The sequence below is a fragment of the Roseburia sp. AF22-2LB genome (assembly GCF_003461125.1).
GTDB lineage: Bacteria > Bacillota > Clostridia > Lachnospirales > Lachnospiraceae > Roseburia_C > Roseburia_C amylophila.
Genome location: NZ_QTWM01000003.1, coordinates 98,950 through 125,534, shown reverse-complemented (window position 1 = coordinate 125,534; position 26,585 = coordinate 98,950). Strand labels below are relative to the sequence as shown.

General features: G+C 41.6%; 19 protein-coding genes. 1 reads left to right on the top strand and 18 read right to left on the bottom strand.

All coding sequences use genetic code 11. From position 1 onward, the window contains the following. Positions 1-52 precede the first annotated feature (52 nt). The 13 genes from DWX96_RS06005 to DWX96_RS05945 all read right to left on the bottom strand — a co-directional run bounded on the left by DWX96_RS06005 (position 53) and on the right by DWX96_RS05945 (position 18,695). Positions 53-2,173, bottom strand: coding sequence for a SulP family inorganic anion transporter (locus DWX96_RS06005; protein WP_118057012.1), 2,121 nt, complete (start codon positions 2,171-2,173; stop codon positions 53-55). Positions 2,174-2,347: 174 nt separating this feature from the next. Next, positions 2,348-4,249, bottom strand: coding sequence for an NPXTG-anchored protein (locus DWX96_RS06000; protein WP_118057011.1), 1,902 nt, complete (start codon positions 4,247-4,249; stop codon positions 2,348-2,350). A gap of 208 nt (positions 4,250-4,457) precedes the next feature. After that, complete coding sequence (locus DWX96_RS05995) at positions 4,458-5,000, bottom strand: ECF transporter S component (RefSeq protein WP_118057010.1); 543 nt, start codon at positions 4,998-5,000, stop codon at positions 4,458-4,460. 127 nt (positions 5,001-5,127) lie between these two features. Continuing rightward, complete coding sequence (locus DWX96_RS05990) at positions 5,128-7,059, bottom strand: [Fe-Fe] hydrogenase large subunit C-terminal domain-containing protein (protein WP_117698233.1); 1,932 nt, start codon at positions 7,057-7,059, stop codon at positions 5,128-5,130. Between the two features lie 216 nt (positions 7,060-7,275). Continuing rightward, positions 7,276-7,851 carry a DUF6553 family protein gene (locus DWX96_RS05985; RefSeq protein ID WP_118057009.1) on the bottom strand — a complete coding sequence of 192 codons (576 nt, stop codon included), beginning with the start codon at positions 7,849-7,851 and terminating at the stop codon, positions 7,276-7,278. A gap of 18 nt (positions 7,852-7,869) precedes the next feature. Next, a complete protein-coding gene (locus tag DWX96_RS05980; protein ID WP_117698235.1) occupies positions 7,870-8,907 on the bottom strand; it encodes a galactose ABC transporter substrate-binding protein in 1,038 nt (345 codons plus the stop codon). After that, complete coding sequence (locus DWX96_RS05975; protein ID WP_118057008.1) at positions 8,900-9,865, bottom strand: sugar ABC transporter substrate-binding protein; 966 nt, start codon at positions 9,863-9,865, stop codon at positions 8,900-8,902. Before DWX96_RS05975 ends, DWX96_RS05980 begins: the two co-directional genes overlap by 8 nt. After that, positions 9,852-11,675: a cache domain-containing sensor histidine kinase gene (locus tag DWX96_RS05970; protein WP_242988743.1), complete on the bottom strand. Its 1,824-nt coding sequence runs from the start codon at positions 11,673-11,675 to the stop codon at positions 9,852-9,854. The genes DWX96_RS05975 and DWX96_RS05970 overlap by 14 nt, the downstream gene beginning before the upstream one ends. A 71-nt stretch (positions 11,676-11,746) precedes the next feature. Next, the gene (locus tag DWX96_RS05965) at positions 11,747-13,345 is read right to left on the bottom strand and encodes a response regulator (protein ID WP_117841665.1); all 1,599 of its coding nucleotides are present in this window, start codon (positions 13,343-13,345) and stop codon (positions 11,747-11,749) included. 167 nt (positions 13,346-13,512) lie between these two features. After that, on the bottom strand, positions 13,513-15,165 hold the full coding sequence (locus DWX96_RS05960; RefSeq protein ID WP_117698266.1) for a galactose/methyl galactoside ABC transporter permease MglC: 1,653 nt from the start codon (positions 15,163-15,165) through the stop codon (positions 13,513-13,515). A 19-nt stretch (positions 15,166-15,184) separates the two neighbouring features. Next, positions 15,185-16,693 (bottom strand): sugar ABC transporter ATP-binding protein, encoded by a 1,509-nt coding sequence (locus DWX96_RS05955; protein ID WP_117698237.1) that lies wholly within the window; start codon positions 16,691-16,693, stop codon positions 15,185-15,187. An 88-nt stretch (positions 16,694-16,781) separates the two neighbouring features. Beyond that, entirely contained in the window at positions 16,782-18,059 is a 1,278-nt protein-coding gene (locus tag DWX96_RS05950) for a substrate-binding domain-containing protein (RefSeq protein WP_118057007.1), read from the bottom strand. Between the two features lie 168 nt (positions 18,060-18,227). Continuing rightward, entirely contained in the window at positions 18,228-18,695 is a 468-nt protein-coding gene (locus DWX96_RS05945; RefSeq protein ID WP_118057006.1) for a hypothetical protein, read from the bottom strand. 158 nt (positions 18,696-18,853) lie between these two features. On the opposite strand from DWX96_RS05945, the gene DWX96_RS05940 reads away from it, so the two are divergent. After that, the gene (locus DWX96_RS05940) at positions 18,854-19,207 is read left to right on the top strand and encodes a helix-turn-helix domain-containing protein (protein WP_147403791.1); all 354 of its coding nucleotides are present in this window, start codon (positions 18,854-18,856) and stop codon (positions 19,205-19,207) included. Between the two features lie 30 nt (positions 19,208-19,237). On the opposite strand, the gene gtfA is transcribed toward DWX96_RS05940, so the two are convergent. The 5 genes from gtfA to DWX96_RS05915 are packed head-to-tail and all read right to left on the bottom strand — an operon-like array spanning position 19,238 to position 26,547. Continuing rightward, entirely contained in the window at positions 19,238-20,716 is a 1,479-nt protein-coding gene (gene gtfA / locus DWX96_RS05935) for a sucrose phosphorylase (protein ID WP_118057004.1), read from the bottom strand. Next, positions 20,706-23,513, bottom strand: a complete 2,808-nt coding sequence (locus tag DWX96_RS05930) for an alpha-galactosidase (RefSeq protein ID WP_118057003.1) — start codon at positions 23,511-23,513, stop codon at positions 20,706-20,708. Before DWX96_RS05930 ends, gtfA begins: the two co-directional genes overlap by 11 nt. A gap of 21 nt (positions 23,514-23,534) precedes the next feature. Further along, positions 23,535-24,374, bottom strand: coding sequence for a carbohydrate ABC transporter permease (locus DWX96_RS05925; protein WP_442969663.1), 840 nt, complete (start codon positions 24,372-24,374; stop codon positions 23,535-23,537). Continuing rightward, positions 24,374-25,249, bottom strand: a complete 876-nt coding sequence (locus DWX96_RS05920; protein ID WP_118057002.1) for a carbohydrate ABC transporter permease — start codon at positions 25,247-25,249, stop codon at positions 24,374-24,376. The genes DWX96_RS05925 and DWX96_RS05920 overlap by 1 nt, the downstream gene beginning before the upstream one ends. Continuing rightward, complete coding sequence (locus DWX96_RS05915; RefSeq protein ID WP_118057001.1) at positions 25,246-26,547, bottom strand: ABC transporter substrate-binding protein; 1,302 nt, start codon at positions 26,545-26,547, stop codon at positions 25,246-25,248. Before DWX96_RS05915 ends, DWX96_RS05920 begins: the two co-directional genes overlap by 4 nt. Between the last annotated feature and the right edge of the window lie 38 nt (positions 26,548-26,585).

The following is a 26,585-nucleotide window of genomic DNA, read 5'->3' as shown; positions in this document are numbered from 1 at the left end:
ATCAGACTGGTTCCTGCAAATTTTGTCGAAAAAGCAAGATGTCTCTGCCTAATTAAATCTTTCCTGAAGTCCGTTTTTCCCTTAAGTCCTCTACCAGTGCATAAACCTCCGGTCTCCGTTCCTTCAGATGTTCGTCTAACGCATGCCGGCGTTCTTTAAAGCGCTCTGCCAGTTCCGGATGTTCCTTTGCAATACGCTCATGTACTTCCCGTCGATGTTCCTCTAACCGCATAGCCAGCGTTCTTTCATCTTTACCGGAAATATTAACAATCTCTTTCAAATGCTCCTCTAAATGCTCCAGCCACTCATCTTCGTCCAGTTCTTCCATATGGGACCAGCTTCCATGTAACAGCTTTTCCACATCTCCTGTCTTTTTCAGCTGTTCTATCTGTGCCACAATCTGCCGCTCTATAGCATCTTCAGTTTCCGAACCAAATGCCCAGACAAATTCCTGCACCCGGTTATCCGCCCTCTTTCTTGAGGCACTGCGCTGTTTATTGTCTACACCGCCCTCCAGCGGATAAGGACGTTCATAACCCATATCCTTTAAAGCAATATGTATTGTTCTTCTTGCGCTGCCCTCTTCTATGATGTGTCCCAGACCAAGCTTTCGCATCTGTTCATTCAAATCTGCAATATGTTCTGTAATATAAAAACAGATACCACGTTTCTTAAGACCCTGATACAGCATTTCCAACTGATCCGCCGCTGTAATGTCCATGGAGCCGATAGCACTGGCATCTAAAATGACTGCCTTCGTATCCTCTTTTATATTGTCTTCAATGTCCCGCTTTAACATCTGCACATTAGCAAAAAAGAGATTACTGCTGAACCGGTATATCAGAACGCCTTCTATCGCATGTATCTGATGACTTTCTTTTAAATCCCGGAAATGGCGATGTCCCGGCTGGATTCCAAGAAAACATCTTGATGGCTTGGCAGTACGGATAATCATCTCAGTAAAGGAAAGTATAATGCCAATCAAAACGCCATTGATGGTTCCAAGCATCAGCACGCCAAAGAATGCTCCTAAGAAAATGAAGAATTCTGTACGGCTGACCTTCAACAATCTTGCAGCAAGCTCAAATTCCGTTGCCCCAAGTAATGCAGAAATTACAATTGCCGTCAGCATCGGAATCGGAAGATAGCCGATAAATCCGGTTCCGCAAAGCAGCAATACCAGCATGGATAAACCGGCTATGATTCCGGTCAGCTGCGTCTTACTCTGATACTGTTCTCCCATTGCAGTTCTTGAAACAGAGCCATTAATAGGACAGCAGCCTGTAAATGCTGCCAGGAAATTTCCCATGGAGAATGCAAAAATTTCCTGATTATCATTCATTCGATATCCATTCTTCTGTGCGAAATTATTTTCTGCCAGAAGCGTTTCTGCCATAATGACCACTGCCACCGAAAGGCTGATAGTTACTACCTCTTTCATCGGAAGCATGCGGATATCCGGGATCACAAACTGTGGAAGTCCCGGTTCTACTGCAGACAGCGTCTGGATTCCCCATTCCCTCACCGGAAAAAATTTTGTCATTGCTGCTCCTGCTGCCATTAAAAGCACTGCCATTGGAAATTTCGGCATTACTTTCTTTGATACAAGAAGTATCAGAAGGGAAATGCCGCCTAAAACCAGTGATGGCAGATTCACCTTCGTCTGCCCGATATGCTCCACCAGCTCAATGAGTTCTCCAACGCCGGCGGTACCGCCCATTAACTTTGGTACCTGCATCAGAATAATCGTGGTGCAGATTCCGGTAATAAATCCACCCATAACCGGTGCCGAAATATAGTTCACCAGTTTTCCTGCTTTCATAAAATAAAACGCCAATAACCAGACTGCCACAAAGAAAGTAAGTACCGGCACTGCTGCAATTGCTTCACTGCTTCCACTCTCAATACCAAGTCCCACCAGTGCCGAACCGATTAAGGCTGCCGGTGCCGCATCTACGCCAAAAATAAACTGTGGTGAAGTCGAACACAGTGCAAATATCAGAATTGGGAAAATGGAACCATACAGACCATAGACTGCCGGAAGTCCTGCAATCTGTGCATAGCCCATAGCTATCGGAATGGAAACTGCCATAATAATAATACCGGCCAGAATATCCTTTGGAAAATTTTTTTTATCATATTTACGAATGGTAGCTGCAAGTTGTATGCGCATATTATCGCTTCTTTCTACTATATTATTTTTTATTATACGGCAAATAAGATGATTGCACAATTCTTTTGGCAGCAGAAAGGACAGGCTCTTTATCCGTGCCTGTCCTTTCTGTTCTGGTTGTTCTAATTATTCTGTTCTGTTTATTCCATTCTGATTATTCTTTTTTATTTCTGATTATTCATTTTCAGTTGCCATCTTTCTTCTGAAAACAAACATTCCTCCACAACCTGCTGCAATCAATGCCATACAAACTGCAATTGCAGAATTATCACCTGTCTTTGGTTTACCGGATGTCTTTACGGTTGGCTGGCTATTTGCTGTTGTTGATGCATTTGCTGCTGTTCCAGCCGCACCACCGGAAACTGTACTGTCACTTCCGGATGTTGTACCGCCATTTCCGGATGTTGTACCACCATTTCCTGTGGCAGCCGTATCTGCCAGCTTTTCTGTGGTAATAAGATAAGTAGAGCAATGATTCTGTTTTACGGTCAGATATCCTTCTGAATCTACTACTCCCGCATCAATATTTAAAATCGTTCCATTGTCAAATAACCGGCTGTAATATAATGTCTTTCCGGCATACCGGGTTCCCACAAAAATACGAATCTGTGCTTCTGCCGGAAGCTGACCGGAATAATTATACTTAATCTGTTCAATGAAAATATTCTTATTTACTGCACTTGGAAGTGTGCCCAGCTCACTGTAATCTTTTACAATCTTTACTCCAAAATCATAGCTGGAAACATTATCAACGGCTGACATGGTTCCTTTTCCAAAGGTAAAGGAAAGCTCATCATTGGATTTGATAACAATGTCCTTTGTCTGATTCTCTGCCAATATCTGCCGGAATCCATTGTCGGAAATAGCGGTATCTCCATCTGTTACATCCACTACGCCATTCACTACAACCTGCTTCGGTGTAAAGGAAATCACATCCGCCCCGGAATATACATTGTAAACATTCTCTACTTCTTTTCCTTCAAATTCATAACCAGCCGGTAAGGTATCTTCCGCAAGCGCCATGTTTTCTACAAGCTCTTTCATAACCGGATGTGCTGCGTCCATAAGATATCTGGTTTCCTGTGTATTATAATCCGTATAACTCATAAGAATCGGACAAAGAATCCGGTAAGAATTACCAGCCTCATAATAGGTTCCTCTATAAATAAAGGTGTCTCCCGTATCCTGTTTCTTTACCAGACAGGCATCACTTCCTCCACTTGCCATCGTAGTGGAATAATAAGCTGCTATCTCTCCATTTGCTGTATATGCCGAAATATCCGTAAGCTTATCTTCTACAGTTATTGCTACCTCTGCACCCAGCGTAGTGCATTCCTGCAATTTTTCAATCCGGTAGGTCTTATTTCCGGACATATCGGTTACTTCTGTTATAACAAACCGGCCTTCTTCTCCGGTTTTTGTATACACATCACTCTGGACCGGACTGATATCAGTTCCAAAATAACCACCATATACCTGAATCATTTCAAAAGGATGCTCTGCCTGCATCTTCATGTCATTAACCTGTCCCTTTGCCACAATCGGTGATGACGTATAATTCCAGGATGAACCAAACGGACATCCGTCAGTTCCACGATATACCGTTACTGTACTGTCCCCGGAAACCGTCAGCAGCGACTTGCCGCCTTCTGCAAATAATTCAATACCATCCGGATTCTTTCTGTTTTCATTGACAGTAAGGCTTCCGGAACCGCAGATTGTCAGGGAGCCGCCCCAGCCGCCATGCCAGATTCCAAGATTCTGCAGCTTATTACTGCCTACCAGATTCAATTTAAAATCGTCTCCCATCATGTTGGTATAAAGTGCAACATCCGGATGGTCATAATTGGTTAAGGTCAGCGTATTGCTTGCCTGGTCATAAGACGCTCCGTCCACTGTATTTTTCTCATTGGTGGAAAATACAACCGTATCATTCAATTGAATATTGGCAAATGCAAACTCTCCTTCCATGCATGGTCCATTTGATGCCTGCACCGGAATCATGGACGGAACCATCATCAGGGATGCTGCCAGTGCCACTGCACCAATACATTTTAAAGCACGTTTCATTTTCATAAATCTATCCTTCCTTTCTTCGTATTATAAAAACACTATAAGGAAAACGATAGATTCTGTGCAGTCTACATCCGTTTCAAAATATGAGAAATTTATCTCACCCGGCTTCTCCATTGAAAATTTAACCTGCAAAATCCCCTGAAACAGGTTATGGTTATCATCAACCGCCTGCTTCAGGGGATTCTATTTTTATTCTGTTCTTATTCTACTAATCCTGCCTGCCTAATGAAGTCTTTCTTAATGCTGCCGCAATAATAAATGCATACACTCCACCAATCAGTGCGGTAACGACCTGAGTCAGTGAGAACTGAAGCTGCAATACCTTTAACATTGGTGCCATTTTCTCCGGAAGCATATTTGGTAAAATAATCAGGGAAATTATAACTCCCATAAATAATCCTTTTAAGATAGAACCGATTACAATAGAAACCGGGAATCCTGCTTTACTACCAAGCTTACCCTTAAGTAACGCTACACAAAGCACCAGAATGGCATTTCCTGCCATAATGCATGGAAACATTGCCGGAATGGCTGCCATTACCGGGCTTCCGGTAATAAAGAATGCAGTAACCGGTGTAATAATACTTAAAATAATTCCGCATGCCAGTCCCGCATACAATACAGTTAAGATTAATGCTGCATTGATAACTGGTCCTGTTATGTATACACTTAAATTTTTAAAGAACTGACTTGCAATACAGATTGCAAGCATAATTGCACTAACTGTAATTTGTCTGGTTTTCATTTTCATGATGTCTTTCTCCTCCTGTGCATCTATATTCGTAGGAACTGACCTGTTCCATACCAACGCAATCATACTCCAATGAAAGCTAGAATGCAACCGGATGATTTCTCATCTGCGATTCTGTAAACCATTTTTATAATTGTTCCAACGTGCTCTTTACACTATTTGCGGCACTTAAAATCACATTGGACGATGCTGCAATCTCCTCCGTTGCTGCGGCAAGATTCTGAATCCGGTTACCGGTATCATTTACAACATTTGCCAGCTCATCTGCATCTTTGATAATCTCCACAATGGATTCTTTTACCTTTGCCTGGCTCTCTGTACTCCGGGATGCCGTATCCTTGGAATTCATGGCCAGTTTATTTATCTCATCTGCAACTACTGCAAAACCTCTTCCCGCCTCTCCTGCACGGGCTGCTTCGATATTGGCATTCAATGCCAGAAGGTTAGTCTGTGCAGCAATGGAGACTACTTCCTGATTATTCTCTGCCATAGATTCCAACAGCATATCAATCTCCTGCATTCTGCCAGTCAGCTTCTCACAGAATTCAGACACATTACCAATTTCCTCTGATACTGCACTGCATTCCGTCGCATTACTTTCGTTTCCATTCACCATATCATCCACAGAATCATAGAGTGATACAAACAAGTCATTGACTGTCTCCACCGTTGTTTTAATATTCTCCTGCTGTTTCTCCACTGCATCTTTTTCTGCCTTGATTTCATCAGCAAGTTCTAATGCTCTCTTCTTCTCTTCCTCTACGGTATCCTTTACAAAATGAATACAATTTTCCTTCTTATTGAAGCCATTATAAATAGCCAATGCCATCTTTTCACAGCTTTCATAGCCACAGCATTCACAGTCAATGCATCTTGCTTCCTTAGTCTTCTTGCCCATCTCATCATAAATCTGATTCAGTTCCTCTGTAGACGGAAGTTTATAATTACACTCTTCGGAGCAGTCTGTATATTTTCTAAGATAATTCTCCAGTTTTAATTTTGAGAACTGCTTATTTAATTTTGCAAGCCGCTGTGCCGGAGTCAGTTTCCTTGACCATGCACTGTTCTTCGTATTCTTCTTACAGTTCTCCTGTATCTGATGGATATTATATAAAGCTTTATCTGTTCCTGCAATTTCCTCTTCAACACCGGTTCCGTAAATACAACCCATTCCACAGTTTAATGCGTCAATGAATAATTCTTTATTCATGCCCTTTGCAATTTCTTCCTTATGCTCCTCTAAATAACGATATGTGTGTTTCTCTCCTTCTATCTGGCGTATATATACATCGTCCCCTAAGAACCAGTATACATTTTCCTTCAAGCCACCCGGCATCGGATAGATGGAACCAAGTCCATATTCAATTTCATCACTGGCAAATGTGCCTGATATATTATGTTCTCTTACATATTTCATCAAATGGTCAAATGTTACATTATACGATACATAGCCTTCTGTATCCGGGTTATGAATCTCTGACCATTTTGCAACACACGGACTGATAAATGCCAGTTTATCTGTAATTCCCATCTCCTGCTTTGCATAAATTGCGCTGCACATCATCGGACTGTGTACCGGGAATAACTTTGGAAGAAGCTCCGGTAAGTAGTGTTCAATATATCCCACAATTGCCGGACATGGCTGGGAAATTCCACCGGTAAAGTTGTATTTCTTTACATAATTAAGATATCCCCAGGTTGTAATGTCTGCACCGAAAGATACACTGATTATACGGTTCACTCCAAGATTCTTTAATCCTCCCAATACCCTCTCATAATCTTCAGGATAGTTTGCCTTGAACGCCGGAGCTAATAGTATGGATATTTTCTCACCTTTTGCAAGGTCTGCAAAGAATTGCTCCGTATCATCTTCAAACTCTCTTGCACCATGCTTGCAGGCATCCATACATGCACCACAGCCAATACACCTTGCCGGATCCACCTGAATCCGCTCTGTTCCATCTTCTTCTGTTACTGCCACACATGCCCCCGGACAAGGACACACGCGAATACATTTGTTACACCCAATACAGTTGTCATTGGTAAAAACCAGACTCATTTCAAGCACCACCCTTTACTTATATTCATAAGCTACCTTTTTTCAATTTCAACAAATAATATCCCATATTTGTCTATTTATTAATAATATTATTTCTCAATAAAATTGTCAAATTTTCATGTTTTTATATGATATATTCTTACGATTTCCCGCAATTTTCAACATTTTTTGAACAAGAAATAGCCCTTGCCTCTATTGTCCAACAGAAGTCTGTTGCTATTTCATCAGAAAATGCTCCCGCTCAGGGTATTGCTGCCGGAATGCTTCCAACGCAGCTTTCTGCAAAACAGCAAATTCCCTGTCCATATGAAATTTATGTGGCATTGTAAATGCAATTGCACTTATCTGCTCTGCAATTTTTTTAGCAATTCCTTCCTCCGACAGTTGTCCCATTCCAAATACTAAAGAGGTGAACCCTCTCCCCTTTTTACTCACATCCATAAATGTAAGAAACGTATTCTTTAATTCTGCCTGAAGTATCTCCTGTTCCACCCGGCTTCGGTTCTCTACATCCAGAAGATATAACCCATTTATGATTTCAACTGCCTGTTTCTTCCGCTGTCCCGAAAAATCTACTCCGGTACTTTCCGAAAGATATTTCATCTGCATCAGATAACCAATAAAGGTATCCTCTTTCTTTTTCTTCTTTCCATATCGAGCATATAAAAGCTGCTCCCGGAAAGTATCTCCTTCTGCTTGTTCCGTACACCCGTGCTTCTGCCATAGTTCCATTCTTTTTCCAGCATTAACTTCCTGATAAAAATCATTCAGCCACTTTGAATCTTCCTGCATAATATTTCCCCTTCGTCACTATTTTATAAAATCTTCAACATTACTGATGTCAACTTTACGATACTGGGATACATAGTATTTTTCTTCCTGCAGGCTTTGTACTTCCTGATTCTTTCCATCATAAATGTCCACTGCAAGCCTTGCCATTTCTCCAGCCTGGTCTTCCTTGTCATTATATACGGTTCCCTGCATGGTTCCATTCTGTATTGCCTCTAATGCATCTTCCAATCCGTCAATACCAAATATAATCGGCCACTCCTGCCGGTTATAACCGGCATCTTTATAAGCTTCAATTGCCCCTAATGCCATTTCATCATTGTTGGAAATAACCATCTCCACTTCGGTCCCATACTGACTGATAATCTGATTCATTCTATTTTCCGCCTGTCCCCTGTTCCAGTCTGCAAACAGGTAGCTCAGTTTTTCCAGATTGATTCCCTGTTCTATCAGTGTCTTTACCGAACTGTCTGTACGGCTGATGGCATCCTGATGTCCAGCCTCTCCCTCCAGTAAAATATACTGAATTCTCCCATCCTGATTCCTGTCAACCTCAGGATGATTCTTTATGTAATCTGCTGCAATTTCTCCCTGCATCTCGCCGGACTGTTTTGCCTCACATCCTACATAGTATAGTTGATTCCACTGCGACAAATCCTCCGGAACCGGTTCTCTGTTAAAGAAAATGACAGGGATATCATTCTGTCTTGCCAGTCTGATAACGGTTGTCGGATCCGTCCGGTCAACCAGATTTACACATAAAATATCACACCCGGCATCTATCATTTCTTCGACAATTTCATTCTGGGCTTTCTGATCATTATCTGCACTTCTGACAGATGTTATAATCTTCCGTTCTTCTGTTTCCCGCTTCTTTAACTCTTCCTTCAGTTCATCCACCGTGGCGTTGATAAACGGGTCATCATGCGTATAGGTAACTACACTCACCCTCAGTGTATTTTCTATCCGCTTTGTCTTCTGATTGCATCCGGGCAGCACCAGTATCAGTATTATCAGTGTTACCGTAACCGCCATTGTCCTTCTTCTTGTTCTACTCATATGAATACAAAAACCTTTCCAGATCTTTTGAATACAAATCTTCTTTATTGATTATTCTGACTTCTGTTTCACAACTGTTCATTTTGTAAAAGGAATGCCTTAGCTTTTTTGCAATCTCATTCATACTCTTATACCCCGTCTCATAATCATCTGGTACGACAAGACATTCTATATTCTGATTATCTAATAACACAATTGCTTTTTCACTGCTTCCAACTCCATAAATCTTTGCACCGTGATACTTATTTTCTTCTGCAGCCTCACCCACTTCTTCTAATGCCCAATTGTTCAGTATTACCAGATAATCTACCTGTTTCTTAGATGCAATAATCTCACTGGTGTTCTGGTTTCCCCTGGCATAATTGTACTCCCAGGAAATTTCACAACCACTTCCCTCCAGTCCATCTTTTAACCCTGCAATTCTGTTCACATTTTCCTCTGTCTCTGCCTTTCCAAGAATGACACCGATTTTTTTATTCTCCAGTTGTTCTTCATCATCCTGTATTAACCGCTCCGCAAGCATCTGACCAATCTTATAATTATCCGGTTTTACCGTTGCATAACCAGATGGCTCTTCTGCGTAGGTATCCTCATTAATCAGTATAAACGGTTTCTCCCCCTGCAGCCGGTTTAGCATAGTCTTTGTTTCTTTTCCCGGAGCCGGACAGATTACAAATGCATCTACATTATTCTGCAGTTGTTCATTAATCAGTTCTTCTTCATCCTCCATGCTTTCAATTAAATCTGTATTACAAATGATCAGATGCAGATTATTATTTTCCGCAGACTGTTTTAACCCATTCAGCAATGCATCCCATCTCTTATCTCCGGAATCTTCCACAATAACCGCAACTCTTTTCATAGACTCATTATCTGAAAAAATCCTGATTATAAAAAATGCAGCCAGTACAATAAGCATCAGTTCTGTGAGGATAAAGGTAATCTTATTTTTTTTCATCTTCTACCCTCTCTCTTTTTCTGTTCTGATTTTCAAGTTCTCCACGTTTTTCCTCTGAATAAGGAATTGCCGGGATATGTATTACAGCCTTTGTTCCTTCATCCGGCTCACTGTAAATTTTTAATCCATATTCTTTGCCAAACATCAGTTGTATTCTGGTATGCACATTGATAAGCCCAACTCCCGAACCATGCTTTGGAACTTTTTCACTATTTGTCAGAAGATTATCAACCACTTCCTGGCTCATGCCCATTCCATTGTCCTCTACTGACAGGAAAATATCATTCCCTTTCTGCTCACCGCGGACAATAATTTTGCCACCCTCATCTTCATCCATATTTCCTACTCCATAATAAATTGCATTTTCAAGCAATGGCTGTACTACCAGTTTTACAGTACAGCATTCCTCTACGTTTTTATCAATCAGAAATTCCACCTGAAAACGGTCTTTATAACGAATCTGCTGTATGTTCATATAACTTTTGCTATGTTGTAATTCTTCCGAAATCCTTATCACTGTCTTTCCTTTTGAAAGACTGATGCGAAGCAGTTTTGCCAGTTCCGAAATCATAAAAACAGCTTCTTCATTCTTATTTGCCTCTACCATCCAGGTGATGGATTCCAGTGTATTATAAAGAAAATGTGGATTAATCTGGCTTTGCAGTGCATCCATTTCACTTTTTCTCCGCTTATTCTGCTGCCGGATAATTTCTTCCATCAATTGTTCTATCTGCTTATATGAATTTTGGACAGAATATGCCAGATGCCTTATCTCTGAAGCTCCCCCTATATATATTTCAGTCTTTTCTCCTGTTTCATAAGACTTTACGGATTCATCCAATTTCAAAATCGGTTTCGAAATCTTTCTTGCCATAATTTTATTCACAACAAAAAGCATCATCAGAAGAATAATTGCCGTGGCAATTATATAATACCGGAACTTATTAATGCTTGCCGTCTGTACCCCCTCCGGTACAACTCCTACCAGTTTCCATCCGGTATAAGATAGACTGTTCACAACTATATTACTTTTTACCCCATTCACAGAAATCTCATATGTACCATCTGCATAACCGGCAGCCGTACTGCTATCTTCTGTAAAAAATCCCCTGTCTATTTCTGCTTTTCTTGGGTGATAAAGAATTTCCCCATCATCTGTACATAAATAATAATACGTCTCTCCCGCTGCTTCATTCAGGTTATCTAAAACCTCTTCTATCATGGAATACTTCATATCAACCAGCAATACTCCACTGTCCGGAGTGTCACCATGATTCATATCCACAAGACTGCTTAAAGACACCACCCAGTTATATTGATATGTCTCATTCTCAAACAAATCCTGTATATGGGGTGTTGATATATGTATATTTTCTATCTCATCTATAGCGCTTTTATACCAGTCCTGCTCTGTTACTTTCTGATTCTTTTCTCTGGTAGCTACTGGTTCTGCTGCAATAATTTTCCCATCACTGTCATAAAGGGCCATACTCTGCAGCTTATCATTATTTACTTCATACAACAGACTGAACTGCCTGCTGAATTCCTGGTCAGAAATATCATATTCCTGTACGATATTATAATTAACAGCATTACAAATCTGTCTCATATTCCGCAATTCATTATTTACCTGATCCACTGTACTCTCTATCCGGCTTTCTGCATTGGAAATTGCGGTTTCTTTTACTGACATTTTAAAACGGCTATAAATCAGTAATCCCATAACTATTGTTGTAACAATGGTCATGGCAGAAAGAACTGTCATAAGCAGTGACTGTATATCCATCCAGGCTGAAATATTCTGCATCATATTTTGAATTATATTCCTTTTTTCGTGCTTTTTCTTTCTGTTTTTTTTCTGATTCATACCTCTCCACATTCCTATTCTGGTGATTTTCTGTATTTTGACGGAGATACTCCAAATTTCTTTTTAAACACATAACTGAAGTAATTTGCGTCCAGATACCCTACTTTTTCTCCAATTTCATAACTTTTATCATTGGTTTCTACAATAAGCCTGACTGCGACATCCATCCGGTAATCCGTCAGATATGTAATAAAGGATTTCCCGGTTTCTTTTTTAAATATAGTTGAAAAATACGAATTGGATACACCAAGCACTGAGCATACCGTATCCAGGGAAAAATCAGGTTCCATATAACGCTCTGCCACAACATTCTTTGCATCTGTAATCAGCCGCCTTGAAGTATTATTTCTTGCACTTTTCAACTTTTCACTAATTGCCACTGCTGCTTTTTTCATCCACTTCATCAGAGTTGCTTTATCCAGTTCCGGCACCTTTTCATAGAGATTTTCTTTTTCTTCAAAGAAATCATTAAAGTCCATAAAATTATTGGCGCAGAACCGGTAAAAAGCACCTACCATCTCCATAACTGATAAATGATACTGATTTACTGTGGCAGCACTTTTATGAAGTTTTTCCACTTCCCTCTCTACTGCTGACTCAATGTCTTTTACATTTCCAAGATAAATCGTTTTAAACAACTCATGCATTTTCGTATCTTCTGACTGTACGGCTACCGTCTGCTCCCGTGGAACTACTTCCGCAATATTTATAGCCCTTGCAGTTCCATAAAGAACCCGGTAGGATACTGCTTTTCTTGCACCTTCATAAGAATTACTGATATTCAAAAGACTATCGCAATATCTTCCAACACCGGCCGTTACAACTGCACCAATCACACGGTTCGCCCATCTGCAGAATCTATCGCAAAAATCTGTCAGTTCTGTTGCCTTATCTTCTGAATCAAGCGATACTATCAAAACTGTATTCCCAAGATACATAAATTCCTGACAGTTGAGTTCTGATGCAATCCTTTCCTTTATTTCATGCTCGACAGACATGGATAACAACAATGGATTCATTCCTTCCGGCACATGGTGCTCTGAAGTATGAAATACCACGCTGCAATAATAGGGTCCCTCCAGTGGAATCTGATAGGCAGATAAAAATTTCTCATATTCTGTCTCATTTACCCTGCCTTCAATTAACGAAACAAAAAAATTCGTCCTTAGCACCGGAAGTGCATCCTGGAAATAATTTTGCAGTTTTTTAACATTTAATTTTTCTTCTCTTTCCCTGTTTAAAGTCTCTTTCAATCTTTCCATGCAGTCAGATAATTCAACTGCATTTACCGGCTTTAACATATATTCTTCAATTTCCAGATGTACTGCCTCTTTGGCATATTCAAATTCATCAAATCCTGTAAAAATAATAATATGTATATTTGGATAATCATTATTTAACTTCTGCGCCAGTTCCAGGCCATTCATATAAGGCATTTTTATATCGGTTATCACAACATCCGGCTGTATATTTTCTACCAGTTCCAGGGCTTTCACTCCATTGGTTGCACTGCCTGACACCTCAAAGCCCAGTCCATCCCAGTCCATCTTATGCTCCATTGCCTGGATTGCTTCTATTTCATCATCAACTAAAATCACTTTATACTTTTCCATATGACGTTCCTCTTTCAGCATGTTCAGCTCTTTCTTCTCCTGCTCTTATTATATCAGACAAATGTCTTTTTCTGAATACCTGATATTGTTTAGGCCGTCCATTCATCTCTGGCGATGAGCGGGCGGCCTATGGTGATTATATATGAATGATTCTGATTACGAATTACTTATTTTTTCTGTACATATTTCAGACAGTCAAGTGTTACTGCTGCCAAAATGATGATTCCTTCGAAAATAAACTGAAGATTTGTATCAATACCCAGAATGGTAAGGGAATATGTAAGGGATGTAAAGATAAGTACACCAGTTACAACTCCGGAAATCTTACCAATACCACCGGTAAAGGATACACCACCAACTACGCAGGCTGCAATAGCATCCATATCCCATCCTTGTCCATATGCTGCACTACCGGAACCAACCATTCTGTTACATTCCAGCCAGGAACCAAATCCATACAGGATACCTGCCAGAATAAATGCTCCTAATGTTACTTTAAATACGGATATACCGGAAACTGCTGCTGCTTCAGGATTTCCACCAACCGCATACAGATTCTTACCAAATGTTGTTTTATTCCAGATGAACCATACTACGATAACTGCAACAACAGCCCAAAGGATAATTGTCGGGAATTTTCCAATCTGCGGAATAAACATAGCCGGGATTGCAGAATCAATAGCTCCGAAGGAAACACCTTTTGTTGCATATGTTACAAGTCCGAAAATAATCAGCATGTTTGCCATGGTTGAAATAAACGGATGCATCTTGAACTTCGCCATAAAGAAGCCTGCCAGCATAGAAAATGCTGTTGTAAGTACAATACAGACTGCCAATGCAAGAATTGCTCTTGCAGCAACCGGGATACCGGTAAAGTCAAAGATATGGCCAAATACACCACCTGTATTAATTCCGTTATGCATGATGATGGTTGCTGTTACCATACCCATACCAACCATACGTCCAACAGAAAGGTCAGTACCTGTTAAAAGAATCAGTCCTGCAACGCCTAATGCCAAGAACATTCTTGGTGAAGCCTGCTGCAGAATATTTAAGATGTTTGTCGTTGTCAGCAACTGTGTATTCTTTACAACCGGTGTAATAATACATAAAGCAATGAAGATTAAAATAATGACAATATACAATCCATTTTTATAAAGGAACTGTGTGGTATTAAAGGTATATTTGTAATTTTCAAATTTCTGTGCTCTCTTCTGTGCAAATGTATATCTTGACATACGGAGTAAGTCAATCAGATGATACTTATGTGCATATGCATCATGCTTTCTGTCCTTAATCTCCTGAAGTCTGGACTCATGTGCCATCTGGGCATCAAATAATTTATTCTTATAAACATACTTCTCGTCTTTTTTCTCATCTGCATCGCTGAGTCTGCTCATATTCTGCTCATGCTCTGCTTTGATGGAAGCACATATCTTTTTGTATTCTGCATTTTCAGCTTCTTTCTCAGCTTTGCAGCTATCAGCAACTTTCTGATAGTAATCATTTTTATAATGTTTTGCAAGATAACCTTCTGCATCTGCGATAAGCTTTGATACTTTGTCTTTATTCGAAGACTCTACCGCTTTTGCCTTTTCTAAGGCTTCCTTGTCCTTTGCAATCATTCTGCTCTTTTCTTCTTTTGTTAAATTCTTATTTTCCTTTACGATTGCAATGTGATTTTTTAAGCTGCGCACCTTATCTGAACCATCCTTACGAAGTTCATCAATCTGTGCCTGTATTTTTCCTACATATTCATCAATCGGCTTCAAAAGCTCTGCCTCTGCAGCGGATGAAAGAATAATACTACTGTCTGCCATATCCAATGCTCCTTCCTGATTATAAATATTTCGCACTGAGTCTTAATAACTCTTCCTGACTTGTTTCCTTAGTATTAACAATTCCGGCAAGATGTCCATTTGACATAACACCAATCCGGTTTGTGATTCCAAGGATTTCCGGCATCTCAGAGGATACAACAATGATTGTTTTTCCCTGTTTTGCCATATTGATAATTAATTCATATATTTCGTATTTGGCACCTACATCAATTCCTCTTGTAGGATCGTCCATCATAAATATATTTGGTGAGCGCTCCAGCCATTTACCAAATATTGCCTTCTGCTGATTTCCTCCGGACAAACTGGAAATCATATCATCTGGTCCCATACATTTTGTATGCATGACTTTAATTTCTTCTGCCGTCGCACGAACCATATCATCATTGGAAAGTGCGAATCCATTTTTATAATGATTCATATTGGCGATTGTAGTATTAAATGTAATATCTGCTTTCAGGAAAAGTCCATTTGCTTTTCGTTCTTCTGTAATTAAAGCAAATCCATGATCCATTGCATCTTTCGGGGATGTAAAATTCATTACTTTTCCATTATAAATTACATTTCCTGCCGCTCTGGTACGCATACCAAAAATAGTTTCCAATAGTTCCGTACGACCGGCTCCAACCAGACCATACAGTCCAAAAATTTCTCCTTCTTTAATATCAAAAGAAATATTCTGTAATTTTGGTGCATACTTAGTTGAAAGATTCTGTATAGAAAGAACCGTTTCACCAGGCTGGTTATCTACCGGTGGAAAACGGTTATCCAAAGAACGGCCAACCATTGCAGAAATCAGTTCATTCATATTGGTATCTTTACTTGCCTTTGTCATAACAAGGCTGCCATCCCGAAGAACTGATATTTCATCACAAATTTCAAAAATTTCATCCATTTTATGTGAAATATAAATCAATGAAATTCCCTGTTCTTTTAACTGCCGCATCATCTTGAAAAGTTTCGCAACCTCTGGTGCTGTCAGCGATGAAGTCGGCTCGTCTAATACGATTACTTTGGAATGATAAGAAATTGCTTTTGCAATTTCACACATCTGGCGCTGTGATACAGACATTTTTTTCATTGGCTGTGTCAGATTAACAGTAATACCAAGTTTACGGAATAAATCGGAAGTTTCCTTTCTCATTCTTCCTTCGTCAATCATTCCCAATGAATTCTTCGGATAGCGTCCTAAGAACATATTGTCAATGACACTGCGCTCCAGACACTGGTTTAATTCCTGATGAACCATTGCGACACCATTTTCAAGTGCATCCTTTGGGCCAGAAAAATTAACTTCTTTTCCATCTAATATTATTGTTCCTTCGTCCTTTTGATAAGTTCCGAAGAGACATTTCATCATTGTCGATTTACCGGCACCATTTTCACCCATAAGTCCCATGATTGTTCCAGGTCTGACATTCAGATTGATATGATTCAGAACCTTATTTCTTCCGAACGATTTGCTCATGCCGTTAATCGATAAGACATATTTATTCTTATCCTCTGCCATAATTCTACTTCCTTTTCTTTGAAAAGAAGGACACCATTTTTATCTGATGCCCTTCTGTATCTATGCTGTTTTCTTCCAGGCAATAACCTTATTTTGAAAGAAGTGATGTATAAGATGATGCATTGTCTGTTTTAACCATGTTGATTGCAAATGCATCATACTCACCCGGGTTGCCAAGACGGTTTGTAATGTTAGACTCTGTCTGTCCATCACCACCGATATAATCTACTTCAAGGTTCAAAAGTTTGTCATAGTTCTGAAGAAGTGGCTGATAGGTTGAGCTAAGGAAGTTATCGGAAGCATTGTAAATATCAAGCCATACCTTCTTGCTTGGGCTCTTGCCTGCGTCCAGCTGATTGGATACTTTGTCATAAACCTTGGTTGAGTCTGTAAAATCCTGATAATTATCAGCTGTAACAGCTATATTTAATGCATAGTAGGATCTTTCTTCTTCACTATATCTGTAATCTTCTCCTTCTGTTAAGCAGTTTCCTGCATCATCCGGAGTACCGATACCGGTATCAATGTCTACTCCATCTAATGCATTACGAAGCACTCTTAATGTCAGGTAAGCCTGAACATCTGCATGCTGTGAAATTGTTCCGCCATATCCTTCTGCGATAGCTGCAACAGCATCACTATTTGCATCGTATCCGAAGGTTGGTACTTTGTTATCTTTTGCCCATGCATTAAACATTGACATTCCCATACCATCATTATTAGAAACAACTACGTCAATCTGGTCGCCAAAAGATGCGGTCCATGTTCCGATTGCATTTCCTGCTGTAGCTGCATCCCATGTTGCACCAGCAGAGTTCTTCATCTCCTGTGAAGCAAGTTCACGAATTGTATAAGTCTTTCCATCTACATCCAGTGTTGCATCCTGAACAACTTTTGCAGAACCGTCTACGTTTGTACCAGCCGGTGTTGAATCAATTGCTCCATTTGCATCTACTCCGGTTCCAAGTGCAGAACGGACACCACGGGTACGTGCAATAGAGTCGTTATGTCCGATGTCTCCGATTGCAAGTACATAACCAATTACTCCGTCTCCGTTACGGTCAATGGACGCTGCATTTTCTTTGATATAATCAAGAACCATCTGTCCCTGCAGTTCAGCACCCTGATTTGCATCAAAGCCTACATAATAGGTATCTTTGTTGTAATTTAATGCATCCATGTCAAGTTCTCCTGTGGAGCTGTTGGATGGCTGACGGTTAAACCAGCAAAGTGGTTTATCCTTGTTTGCTACGCTGCTGGTGCTTCCTGAGTCACCAGAGCCGCTTCCTCCGGAAGAGCCACATCCAACCATGGATAATGCAAGTGTTGCTGCTACCAATACAGTTAATAATTTTTTCCTTCTCATTCTTTTTTCCTCCTGGTTTGCAATTTGTTGATTTTGGTTTCTCCGAACCTGTCTCATCGACTAAATTCATTATAATCACAAACCAATCTGGAAAGAATAGAATTTTTTTGGATGAAATATCAAAATATTTTGATAATCTGTAATTTTTATATGTATTTTGACGAACAACTATGCAGCTGCGCCATCATTCTGTTGGCATGTATGCAGGAATGCCTCTGCCAGCTGCTGGTTCTGCTGTGCCTGTTTTCTGATATGATTAACCACGAAAAAAGGCAGGAAAAATAAGGAAAGGAAACCTAAACACAATGCGATGGCACCGACTAATAAATCAATCGGAAAATACGGGACTACAAACCAGCCAAATTTTGCAATGTTCCAAGCCCATTTTGCCGCTATTCCAAAACCACCCACTTTGCTGTAACAAACACAGCCCATAACAAATCCTATCATAATAAAAATCGGATGGAATGCCAGCACCATTCCGATACCTCCACAGACCGTTCCGGCAATTGCCAGTCCCCAGATTTTCTGAATCTCATATAACTGTGTCTCCGCTTCCCGTTTTACCTGCATTGCATAACCATAATCGTTACCAAATTCTACTTCTTCATAAAGATTTCTTTTTTCTTTTGCCATAATATTTTCCTCTTTTCTCCGATGTTCCACCGGTTTTTATTATTGTTTTCACTTATATGACGGAATAATATTATGGCAGGTTTTATTTTTTTAAAATTTTTTTGACAAGTCCTTATTGCTTTCTTCCGATTACCTGCTTCCCACACTTCCTTTGTACTATGCACACAAGGCTTACCATACCGGAACGGCTGAAAGATTTGAGAGTCGCAGAAAAAAGAATGTCATTACAGGAATTGTCTGATGCTACCGGCATCCCAAGTTCCACACTCGACAACTATGAGAAAGATGAAAATGTAGATATGTCGCTTGGCAATCTACTGACGCTTGCAGACTTTTATCAAGTAAGCACCGATTATTTTCTTTGCCGAACCGAACTACGTGAACATACAAATAAGTCAGTATCCGCTCTGCATCTCAATGATGATGCAGTTCAAATACTGACTGATGAAAAATATAATCCACGGTTATTATCAGAATTACTCTCTCATGAAAGCTTCCATTATAAAGTTTAGGTTTCATGTACAATCGACAGCCCAACTTAACTATCTGCTTTCTACTATTGTATATGTTCCTGATTCAAAATTTACATATAATGTTGCAAATGCACTATTATATTCCCAGCGGATTTCCAGAGACCTCTCCCCTCCGGAGATTGCTACCTCTGCGCCTTCCGAAAATGCCTTATGGGTATTTCGCATGCGGATTAACGCAAGCTGTTTTTGAACCACATCTTTTTTCAACCCTTCCGTGATCTGATCAGTGGAAAGATTTGTCCGGTTGATTTCCTTATGTCCGGATTCTCCCGCGCGCTGCACCGCTTCATGGTCATTTTTTCCGGCAAACAGATCCAGATACCAGATCTGCGGTTTGCCCGGCATAAACATCTGGATTGCCCGCGCCAGAAGCATTTTTTCATCCGACTCTCCCAATGCACTGTAGTACGTGGCATTTACCTGATAATACAGATTCTTTTGTCCATGTAAATTTTTGACCATGCCTCCGCGGGATACAATCCGGTCAATTAACGACTGGATCTCCTCTTCAGGAAGCAGCCCCTTTAAGTCCAGAAGCGGGATGCCATCGTGACAGCCGAGCATGTTGACCGTGGAGATCTTCTTTTCCACAATCTCCTTCGCCCATGCCGCAAGGTACGTTCCCCGCCGGTTCTCAATCGCATCAATGACCAGTCCCGGCAAGAAAAAGTCATAGGTTGCATAGCCTTTTTCTGCAAGTGTCTCATATATTTTTTCATCATACGCTGCGTGGATCTCCGGCAAAAGCGTAAGTCCCAAAGGTTCTGCCAGCGCATGGATCTTCTGTAAAAGTTCCCACGTTTCCGGATCATTGAGGAAGTTTTTCTTTCCCGGTGTCTTCGGCGCATAGGCAAAGGCATCCAGCCGCACAATCGCTGCGCCGTAAGAGGCTATTTTTTCCAGTGTTTCACGATAAAACTTCCACACTTTTGGTGACTGGATGTTTACATCCATCTGTCCGAGATACTGTCTGCCATGCACTTCCTGATAAAAGGTATTCCAGTACGGCACTTTTTTTCCATCCGGAAATTCCACCATTAGGATCGGCAGCCCGGGTTTGCGGAAAAACATCTGCTTCAGGCAGCTTTCATCCGGCTGGATATAGCCTTCCTCCGTCATGGTTCCATGCCCTTCCCAGAAATGGTTCCAATCGATGAAGAAATCGCGGTACGCAGAAGCCTCCCCTTTTTCCACAAGATCCCGAAACTGCGGGGACTGTGCGGAAGCATGGTTTAAAATAAAATCAAGTTTCAGATCAATTCCCATATCCTTTAACTGTTCAAGGTCTTTCCGGTTGGCAAGCTGCTCATTCAGGTCATAGTCAATCACGGAAAATCCCCGGTCGAGATCGGAATGGTACAGGCTCGGCAGAATGTAAAAAGAAGAAAATACATCCTGCAAAGCCTCAGTTTTCAGCAATGTTATGATATCTCCCAGATTTCCTCCAAGGCTGTCGGGATATGCATTGAGCATCGGTTTATGGTTCATAAACTCTTCCGTCCTTTCCCACGATTAATCCTGCATTTTTGCGCTGCACTTCAATTTTTTCCTGTTCCAGTTCTACCACGCGACAGATAAACGAGCTTGCGGCATTCTCATCGCGGTTTCTGCGGATGCGCCGCTCCCTGGTCTCCTCCGGGGAACTTTCCAGAAAGACGGGCAGATCCACACCATGTAAATCGTCACTGCCTCCGTGTGTCCACTCCAGAAGTAATACGGATATTCCGGAAAAATCGGTTTCTTCCGATGAAATCTCGCCATCTTCCCGTCCCATATGCCGCAATGTGATTGAATCTTTTCCCTCATGAAATGCCGCAAGCACTTCATTGATCCGGTCGAAGTCAATCTCTTTCTTTGTCCCGAGATATCCACGCAGTCCGTCTTCCCCGGCTTCTTTATACACACGCAGCCGTTCTTCATCGTTGCGTTTTGGAATCCGGTGTGGATAATCATCGCCCGAGAGCAGGTAACAGCCCCTGCCGTCATTTAAAAAATACTGCTGCAATGCCGTGGCAAGTGTTGTTTTTCCGGAACCGGAGCCACCATAAATACTGATGACCATGCGATTTTTGGTATTCCTCTCACACCATTTCTGTACTTTTTCGTATAATGCTCCAGCCTCTTTCAGCTCTGTAAAAACAAACTGATACGCCTCATATTCTCTGGTAAACGGCGGAAGCGGAATTCCCGCATGCATCAGTGCTGCACCGGAATACTGTCTGCCGCTCTGTTCTTCCAGATACACGGCATCCGGTTTTAACCCACGCAGGCGGACATAAACGGCTGCCTGATTTGCCTCTGCCCTAAGACGCACTGCGCTGACTAATGCATGATCCTGTTCCTCTGACACCGTCATCCATGCCGCAATTTCATCCATAAACGGATCGGACAGCTGCCAGTAGGTTCCCTCGTTAATGAGCGTTTCATACTTCTTGTATGTTTTAATCTGCTCCCGGATCTGCTGTTTTTCCTCATCGGATAAAAGCGCCGGGTTTAATTCGTAACCGAAGGTTCCAGCCATCGCCGTCACCCCTCGGGTGTGGAAACTTGTTACCCGTCCGGTCTGGTGGTTCGGCACCGCTGAAACGTGCGCCCCCATTACGGAAACCGGATAGAAAAACGACGTTCCGTACTGGATCCTTGTGCGGTTGATTGCATCGGTATTGTCACTACACCAGATCTGTGGGAAATAATAAAGCATTCCTGCGTCAAATCTGCCGCCGCCACCGCTGCATCCCTCAAGCAGAAGATCCGGATACCGGCTGCACAGGCGCTCCATAAAATCATAGACACCAAGCACGTAATCATAGGAAAGATTTCCGGCATAGACATCTGCCATACTGCGGTTCATATCCCACTTGACATAATCAATTTTTCCCTGATCCAGCACGGCACAAATCTGATCAAATACACAGTCGCGCACTTCTTTTCTGGAAAAATCAAGCAGTAACTGGTTTCTCGAGCGTACCGGCTTTTTCCCCGGAATCTGAATTGCCCAGTCTGGATGTGCCCGGTAAAGGTCGCTGTCTTCATTGACCATCTCCGGCTCAATCCAAATGCCAAATTTCACCCCCTGATTATGCACACGGGTAATAAGCTCTGCCAGGCTTCCCCCCAGTTTCTTTTCATTGACCTGCCAGTCCCCAAGGGAAGAATTATCATCGTTTCTTTTCCCAAACCAGCCGTCATCCATCACTACCATATCAATTCCAAGGGAAGCAGCTTCTTTTGCCAGATCCACGATCGTATCTCCCGTAAAATCGAAATATGCTGCCTCCCAGCTGTTAATCAGCACCGGGCGCTGCATATGTACATATTTGCTGCGGCACACATGGTTGCGGATGCAGTTATGATATTGCTGCGACAGTGCAGACAATCCGTCTGCCGAATAAGACAAAATGACTTCCGGTACCGTAAAGGTTTCTCCTTCCGCAAGCGGATAGGAAAACAGTTCTTCATTTAATCCGAGTAGCAGGCGCGTCTGGTTGAACTGATCTTTTTCTGCCTCACAGGAGAAATTTCCGCTGTATACAAACAGCATTCCATAGCAGCTGCCTGCGGTCTCTGTTGTTCCTTTTTCTGCCAAAATCACTGCCGGATTATACTGATGACTGGACGTTCCCCTGCGGCTGCCAAACGCAATGGTTCCATGCCCCAGCGGCGTACGCTCCAGATTGCGCTCCATGGCATGCTTTCCATAAAACCGCAGGACATCAAAATCTCCCTGTACAAAATCCAGACAGGCTGCCGCTGCCTTTTCGATCGTAATCTGCCCAGTTCCCGTATTTTTAATCTGGACGCTCCTTGTAATAACATCATTTTCTTCCAAAACACCATACAACAGATGAACTTCAACCTGTGCGTTTTCGTCTGCAAGGACAATTTCCAGTGTCTGTGCTTCCTCTTTGTCTGCCCAGACAGCCGGAAGTCCCTGTAACTGGTATTTGCCGCTTCGGATCTCATAACTTTTAAAAAGCAGATCTGCGCTTTCCACCCCTTTTTCATTTTTGATATTCAGCGCAATATTGCGGTAATCCCCAGTTCCAATGGAAGGATACTCCTGTGGCAGCGCATCCAGCGAATAGGTGCGGTCCATGCCCGCTGCATAAGGATTTCCGGAAAATCCACGGTCTGCATAGGTTAAAACATAATCCATGGGGCTGTTTGTTTTATCTCCATAGTACAGATGCAGCAGATATCCCAGTGAATCGACCTGCATCTGATAAGTTGTATGCACCGTATGCAGGTTAAATATTTTTTTATTTGGATTGTATATAATTGCCATAGAAGTCACCTCGTTTTATTTTTATCCTTTGACTGCACCGTTTGCCACACCGTTTAAAATCTGTTTCTGACAAATCACATAGAAAATAAGGATTGGAATCAGTGCCATAATATAGGAAGCAAATGCCAGATTGTAATTGGTTCCAAACTGTGTCTGGAAATTAAGCTGTGCAAGCGGCAGCGTATTCTGTCCGGTTCCAGACATGATCACAAGCGGTGTCATAACATCATTCCACGTTCCAAGAGCTGTCAGGATTGCAACTGTTGCATGCATTGGCATCATCATTGGAAAGACCACTTTCCAGTAAGTAGTCCATGTGCTTGCTCCGTCAATATCTGCCGCCTCTTCCAGCGCTATCGGAATATTTTTTAAGTACCCACTGTAAAGAAGGACGTTCATTGGCATATAAAATACCAGATACAACAGAATGACACCCGCGCGGTTTCCAAGTCCCATATGCGCCGTCTGCTTTACCAGAGGCATCATTAAGATGGAAAACGGAACAAACATTCCGCTGACAATATACAGATAGATAAATCGGAAACTTTTTCTTCTTGCCATGCCGCGTCCGATCACGTAGCCTGCAATTGAGTGGATCAGGATTGCCAGTACGATTGTTACCAGTGTGATCAGTAAACTGTTTCCAAGAGAGTGCCAGAAATCGGTCACTTCCATTGCCTGACGGAAATTTTCAAAACTCCACTGTTTCGGGAAAGAAAGTGCACCCGCCACATCGTTTGTCATCTCACTCGGTTTCTTAAACGCAATGATCACTGCCATATACAGCGGGAAAAATACCGTAACCGTCCCCAAAATCAGAACAATCGTAAGTACCCAGTTTGTTTTCTGTTTTTCTTTCATCATAGCTGCTCCTCCTTCTTATTCATGACTGTCATCTGGAAAAGTGAAATCGCCACGATCACAATAAAGAAAATGACTGCATTTGCACTCTGGAATCCAAACTGTCCGCCATCCATACCATTTTTATAAATCAGGTAAGAGATGGATTCGGTGCTCTGTGCCGGGCCTCCCTTGGTCAATGACATGATCTGGTCGAATACCATGAGGAAATTCTTTGTGCTCAGTACCAGATTGATCGTCACAAACGGCATCACCAGTGGAAATGTTACTTTCCAGAACTGCTTCCATTTACTGGCTCCGTCAAGCATGCTCGCCTCGTAGATTTCCTCCGGTACAGTCTGCAGACCGGAAATATAGATGATGGTATTCATGGCAACTGCCTGCCATACACCAACAATCAGCACACCAATCCATGCGTATTTTTCACTTGCAAGAATACTGTTCTGTAAAAATCCAATATGGAACACATTTCCCACAGTTGGAAGAATGTAAGTAAAAATAAAACTGAAAATATAGCCGATGACAAGTCCTCCTAAAATATTCGGTACAAAATAAATACCGCGCAGTGCACTTTTAAAACGGATTGCACTGTTTAATCCAACTGCCATGATCAGACTTAGCACATTTACCAGTATCGTTCCGGCCAGTGCATATTTAAACGTAAACAAATAGCTTTTTCCCACGCGGGAATCCGTAAACAAATCTGCATAGTTCCGGAATCCGACATAATCGTACGTTCCGTATCCTTTATAATTGGTAAAGCTGTAAATCACACCTTTGATCATTGGAAGTGTATTGAATGCAAAAAATAAGATCACAACTGGTATGATAACTGCCCAGAATGTTTTGTCCCTGTTTGACATTTTCTTTTTCATTGCGCATCCCCCTGTTCTTTCTGATAATCCTGTACTTTCCGAATCAGATCCCGGTTGTAGCGCTTCCAGTCGGAATCAAATTTTTTCAAAAACTTTTCCTGTGCATTGTCGCTTGTATCCAGCAGGAACGTCTGGATCATGGCATCCACACTCATCTCACTCGGATAATGGTGATCCTGATAATCTGCCATGCGGTTGTTTTCAATGTAAGGACGCATATCCTCGAGTGTTTCCGGAATTGCAAAATCCCCGTCTTTGCAGGCAATTCCGCCCTGATCATCCAGATAAATCTGAATGGTCTCATCGTCATACAGATATTTTAAAACTTCATATGCAGCCTCTTTATTTTTGCATGATTTCATTACGGAAAACTGCAGATCAATTCCTGAATTTAATACATTGTCTGATTCCTCATCATTTGCAGGAAATGTAAAAGAGCCGATATTCATATCCGGATTGACCGATTTGATCTGCGGGATCGCATAGCTTCCAATCGGATACATGGCAGCTTCCCCGCGGGCAAATGCTGTACATGCATCGTTATAACCATATGCATACGGATTTTTTTCTGCGTAATCCAAAAGCGCACGCATCTTTTCTGCTACCGGTCCATACGTATCGGAAAATGTGGTATTTCCCATATTTACCTGATTGCAGGTATCCGAATCGGTAAGTCCGACTGCCAGCGCATTCCACGGAGCCAGACAGGTCCAGGTATCTTTAAAGCCCAGATACAGCGGAAGTGTTCCGCTCTGTTCTATTTCATCACACAGTGTGGTAAATTCCTGCCAGGTGGTTGGAACTTTCCAGCCATTTTCCTCAAACATATCTTTGTTATATAAAATTCCTGCCGCGTTTGCCACATATGGAAGTGCATACGTGCCATCCTTTGGAATAAACTCCAGTTCCTTATCCATATCCAGATATGCCTGTTTTACGGTCTGGACTTCATCCAGATCGGAAATATCATCAAACAGATCTGCATCTAAAAAGTTGGAATAGTTGATGTCTCCTCCGATTGCGATGATATCCGGATAATCCTCCCGGATAAAACGTGTCTTTAAAATGGTCATTGCTTCGTTTGGAGATGAAATCGTCAGATGGATGTCATCATGTGTTTCATTGAACCGCTTTTCAATCTTTTCAAATGCCTTAACTGCTTCCGGTTTGTAGGAAACCACTTCGATTTCGGTTTTCCCGTCTGTCCTTTTTTCACTTCCGCATCCGGCAAGACCCATCATACACATGCCAAGTGCGAGCACCACCGCAACACTGCGGAAAATACTTCTTTTTGCCATATTCTTCTCTCCTTTTCTTAAATATATCCGCTTACCTT

Bases quoted from the DNA above. Each gene is read 5' to 3' on its own strand.
- DWX96_RS06005 (WP_118057012.1), bottom strand. From the start codon at position 2,173: ATGCGCATACAACTTGCAGCTACCATTCGTAAATATGATAAAAAAAAT.
- DWX96_RS06000 (WP_118057011.1), bottom strand. From the start codon at position 4,249: ATGAAAATGAAACGTGCTTTAAAATGTATTGGTGCAGTGGCACTGGCA.
- DWX96_RS05995 (WP_118057010.1), bottom strand. From the start codon at position 5,000: ATGAAAATGAAAACCAGACAAATTACAGTTAGTGCAATTATGCTTGCA.
- DWX96_RS05990 (WP_117698233.1), bottom strand. From the start codon at position 7,059: ATGAGTCTGGTTTTTACCAATGACAACTGTATTGGGTGTAACAAATGT.
- DWX96_RS05985 (WP_118057009.1), bottom strand. From the start codon at position 7,851: ATGCAGGAAGATTCAAAGTGGCTGAATGATTTTTATCAGGAAGTTAAT.
- DWX96_RS05980 (WP_117698235.1), bottom strand. From the start codon at position 8,907: ATGAGTAGAACAAGAAGAAGGACAATGGCGGTTACGGTAACACTGATA.
- DWX96_RS05975 (WP_118057008.1), bottom strand. From the start codon at position 9,865: ATGAAAAAAAATAAGATTACCTTTATCCTCACAGAACTGATGCTTATT.
- DWX96_RS05970 (WP_242988743.1), bottom strand. From the start codon at position 11,675: ATGATGCAGAATATTTCAGCCTGGATGGATATACAGTCACTGCTTATG.
- DWX96_RS05965 (WP_117841665.1), bottom strand. From the start codon at position 13,345: ATGGAAAAGTATAAAGTGATTTTAGTTGATGATGAAATAGAAGCAATC.
- DWX96_RS05960 (WP_117698266.1), bottom strand. From the start codon at position 15,165: ATGGCAGACAGTAGTATTATTCTTTCATCCGCTGCAGAGGCAGAGCTT.
- DWX96_RS05955 (WP_117698237.1), bottom strand. From the start codon at position 16,693: ATGGCAGAGGATAAGAATAAATATGTCTTATCGATTAACGGCATGAGC.
- DWX96_RS05950 (WP_118057007.1), bottom strand. From the start codon at position 18,059: ATGAGAAGGAAAAAATTATTAACTGTATTGGTAGCAGCAACACTTGCA.
- DWX96_RS05945 (WP_118057006.1), bottom strand. From the start codon at position 18,695: ATGGCAAAAGAAAAAAGAAATCTTTATGAAGAAGTAGAATTTGGTAAC.
- DWX96_RS05940 (WP_147403791.1), top strand. From the start codon at position 18,854: ATGCACACAAGGCTTACCATACCGGAACGGCTGAAAGATTTGAGAGTC.
- gtfA (WP_118057004.1), bottom strand. From the start codon at position 20,716: ATGAACCATAAACCGATGCTCAATGCATATCCCGACAGCCTTGGAGGA.
- DWX96_RS05930 (WP_118057003.1), bottom strand. From the start codon at position 23,513: ATGGCAATTATATACAATCCAAATAAAAAAATATTTAACCTGCATACG.
- DWX96_RS05925 (WP_442969663.1), bottom strand. From the start codon at position 24,374: ATGAAAGAAAAACAGAAAACAAACTGGGTACTTACGATTGTTCTGATT.
- DWX96_RS05920 (WP_118057002.1), bottom strand. From the start codon at position 25,249: ATGAAAAAGAAAATGTCAAACAGGGACAAAACATTCTGGGCAGTTATC.
- DWX96_RS05915 (WP_118057001.1), bottom strand. From the start codon at position 26,547: ATGGCAAAAAGAAGTATTTTCCGCAGTGTTGCGGTGGTGCTCGCACTT.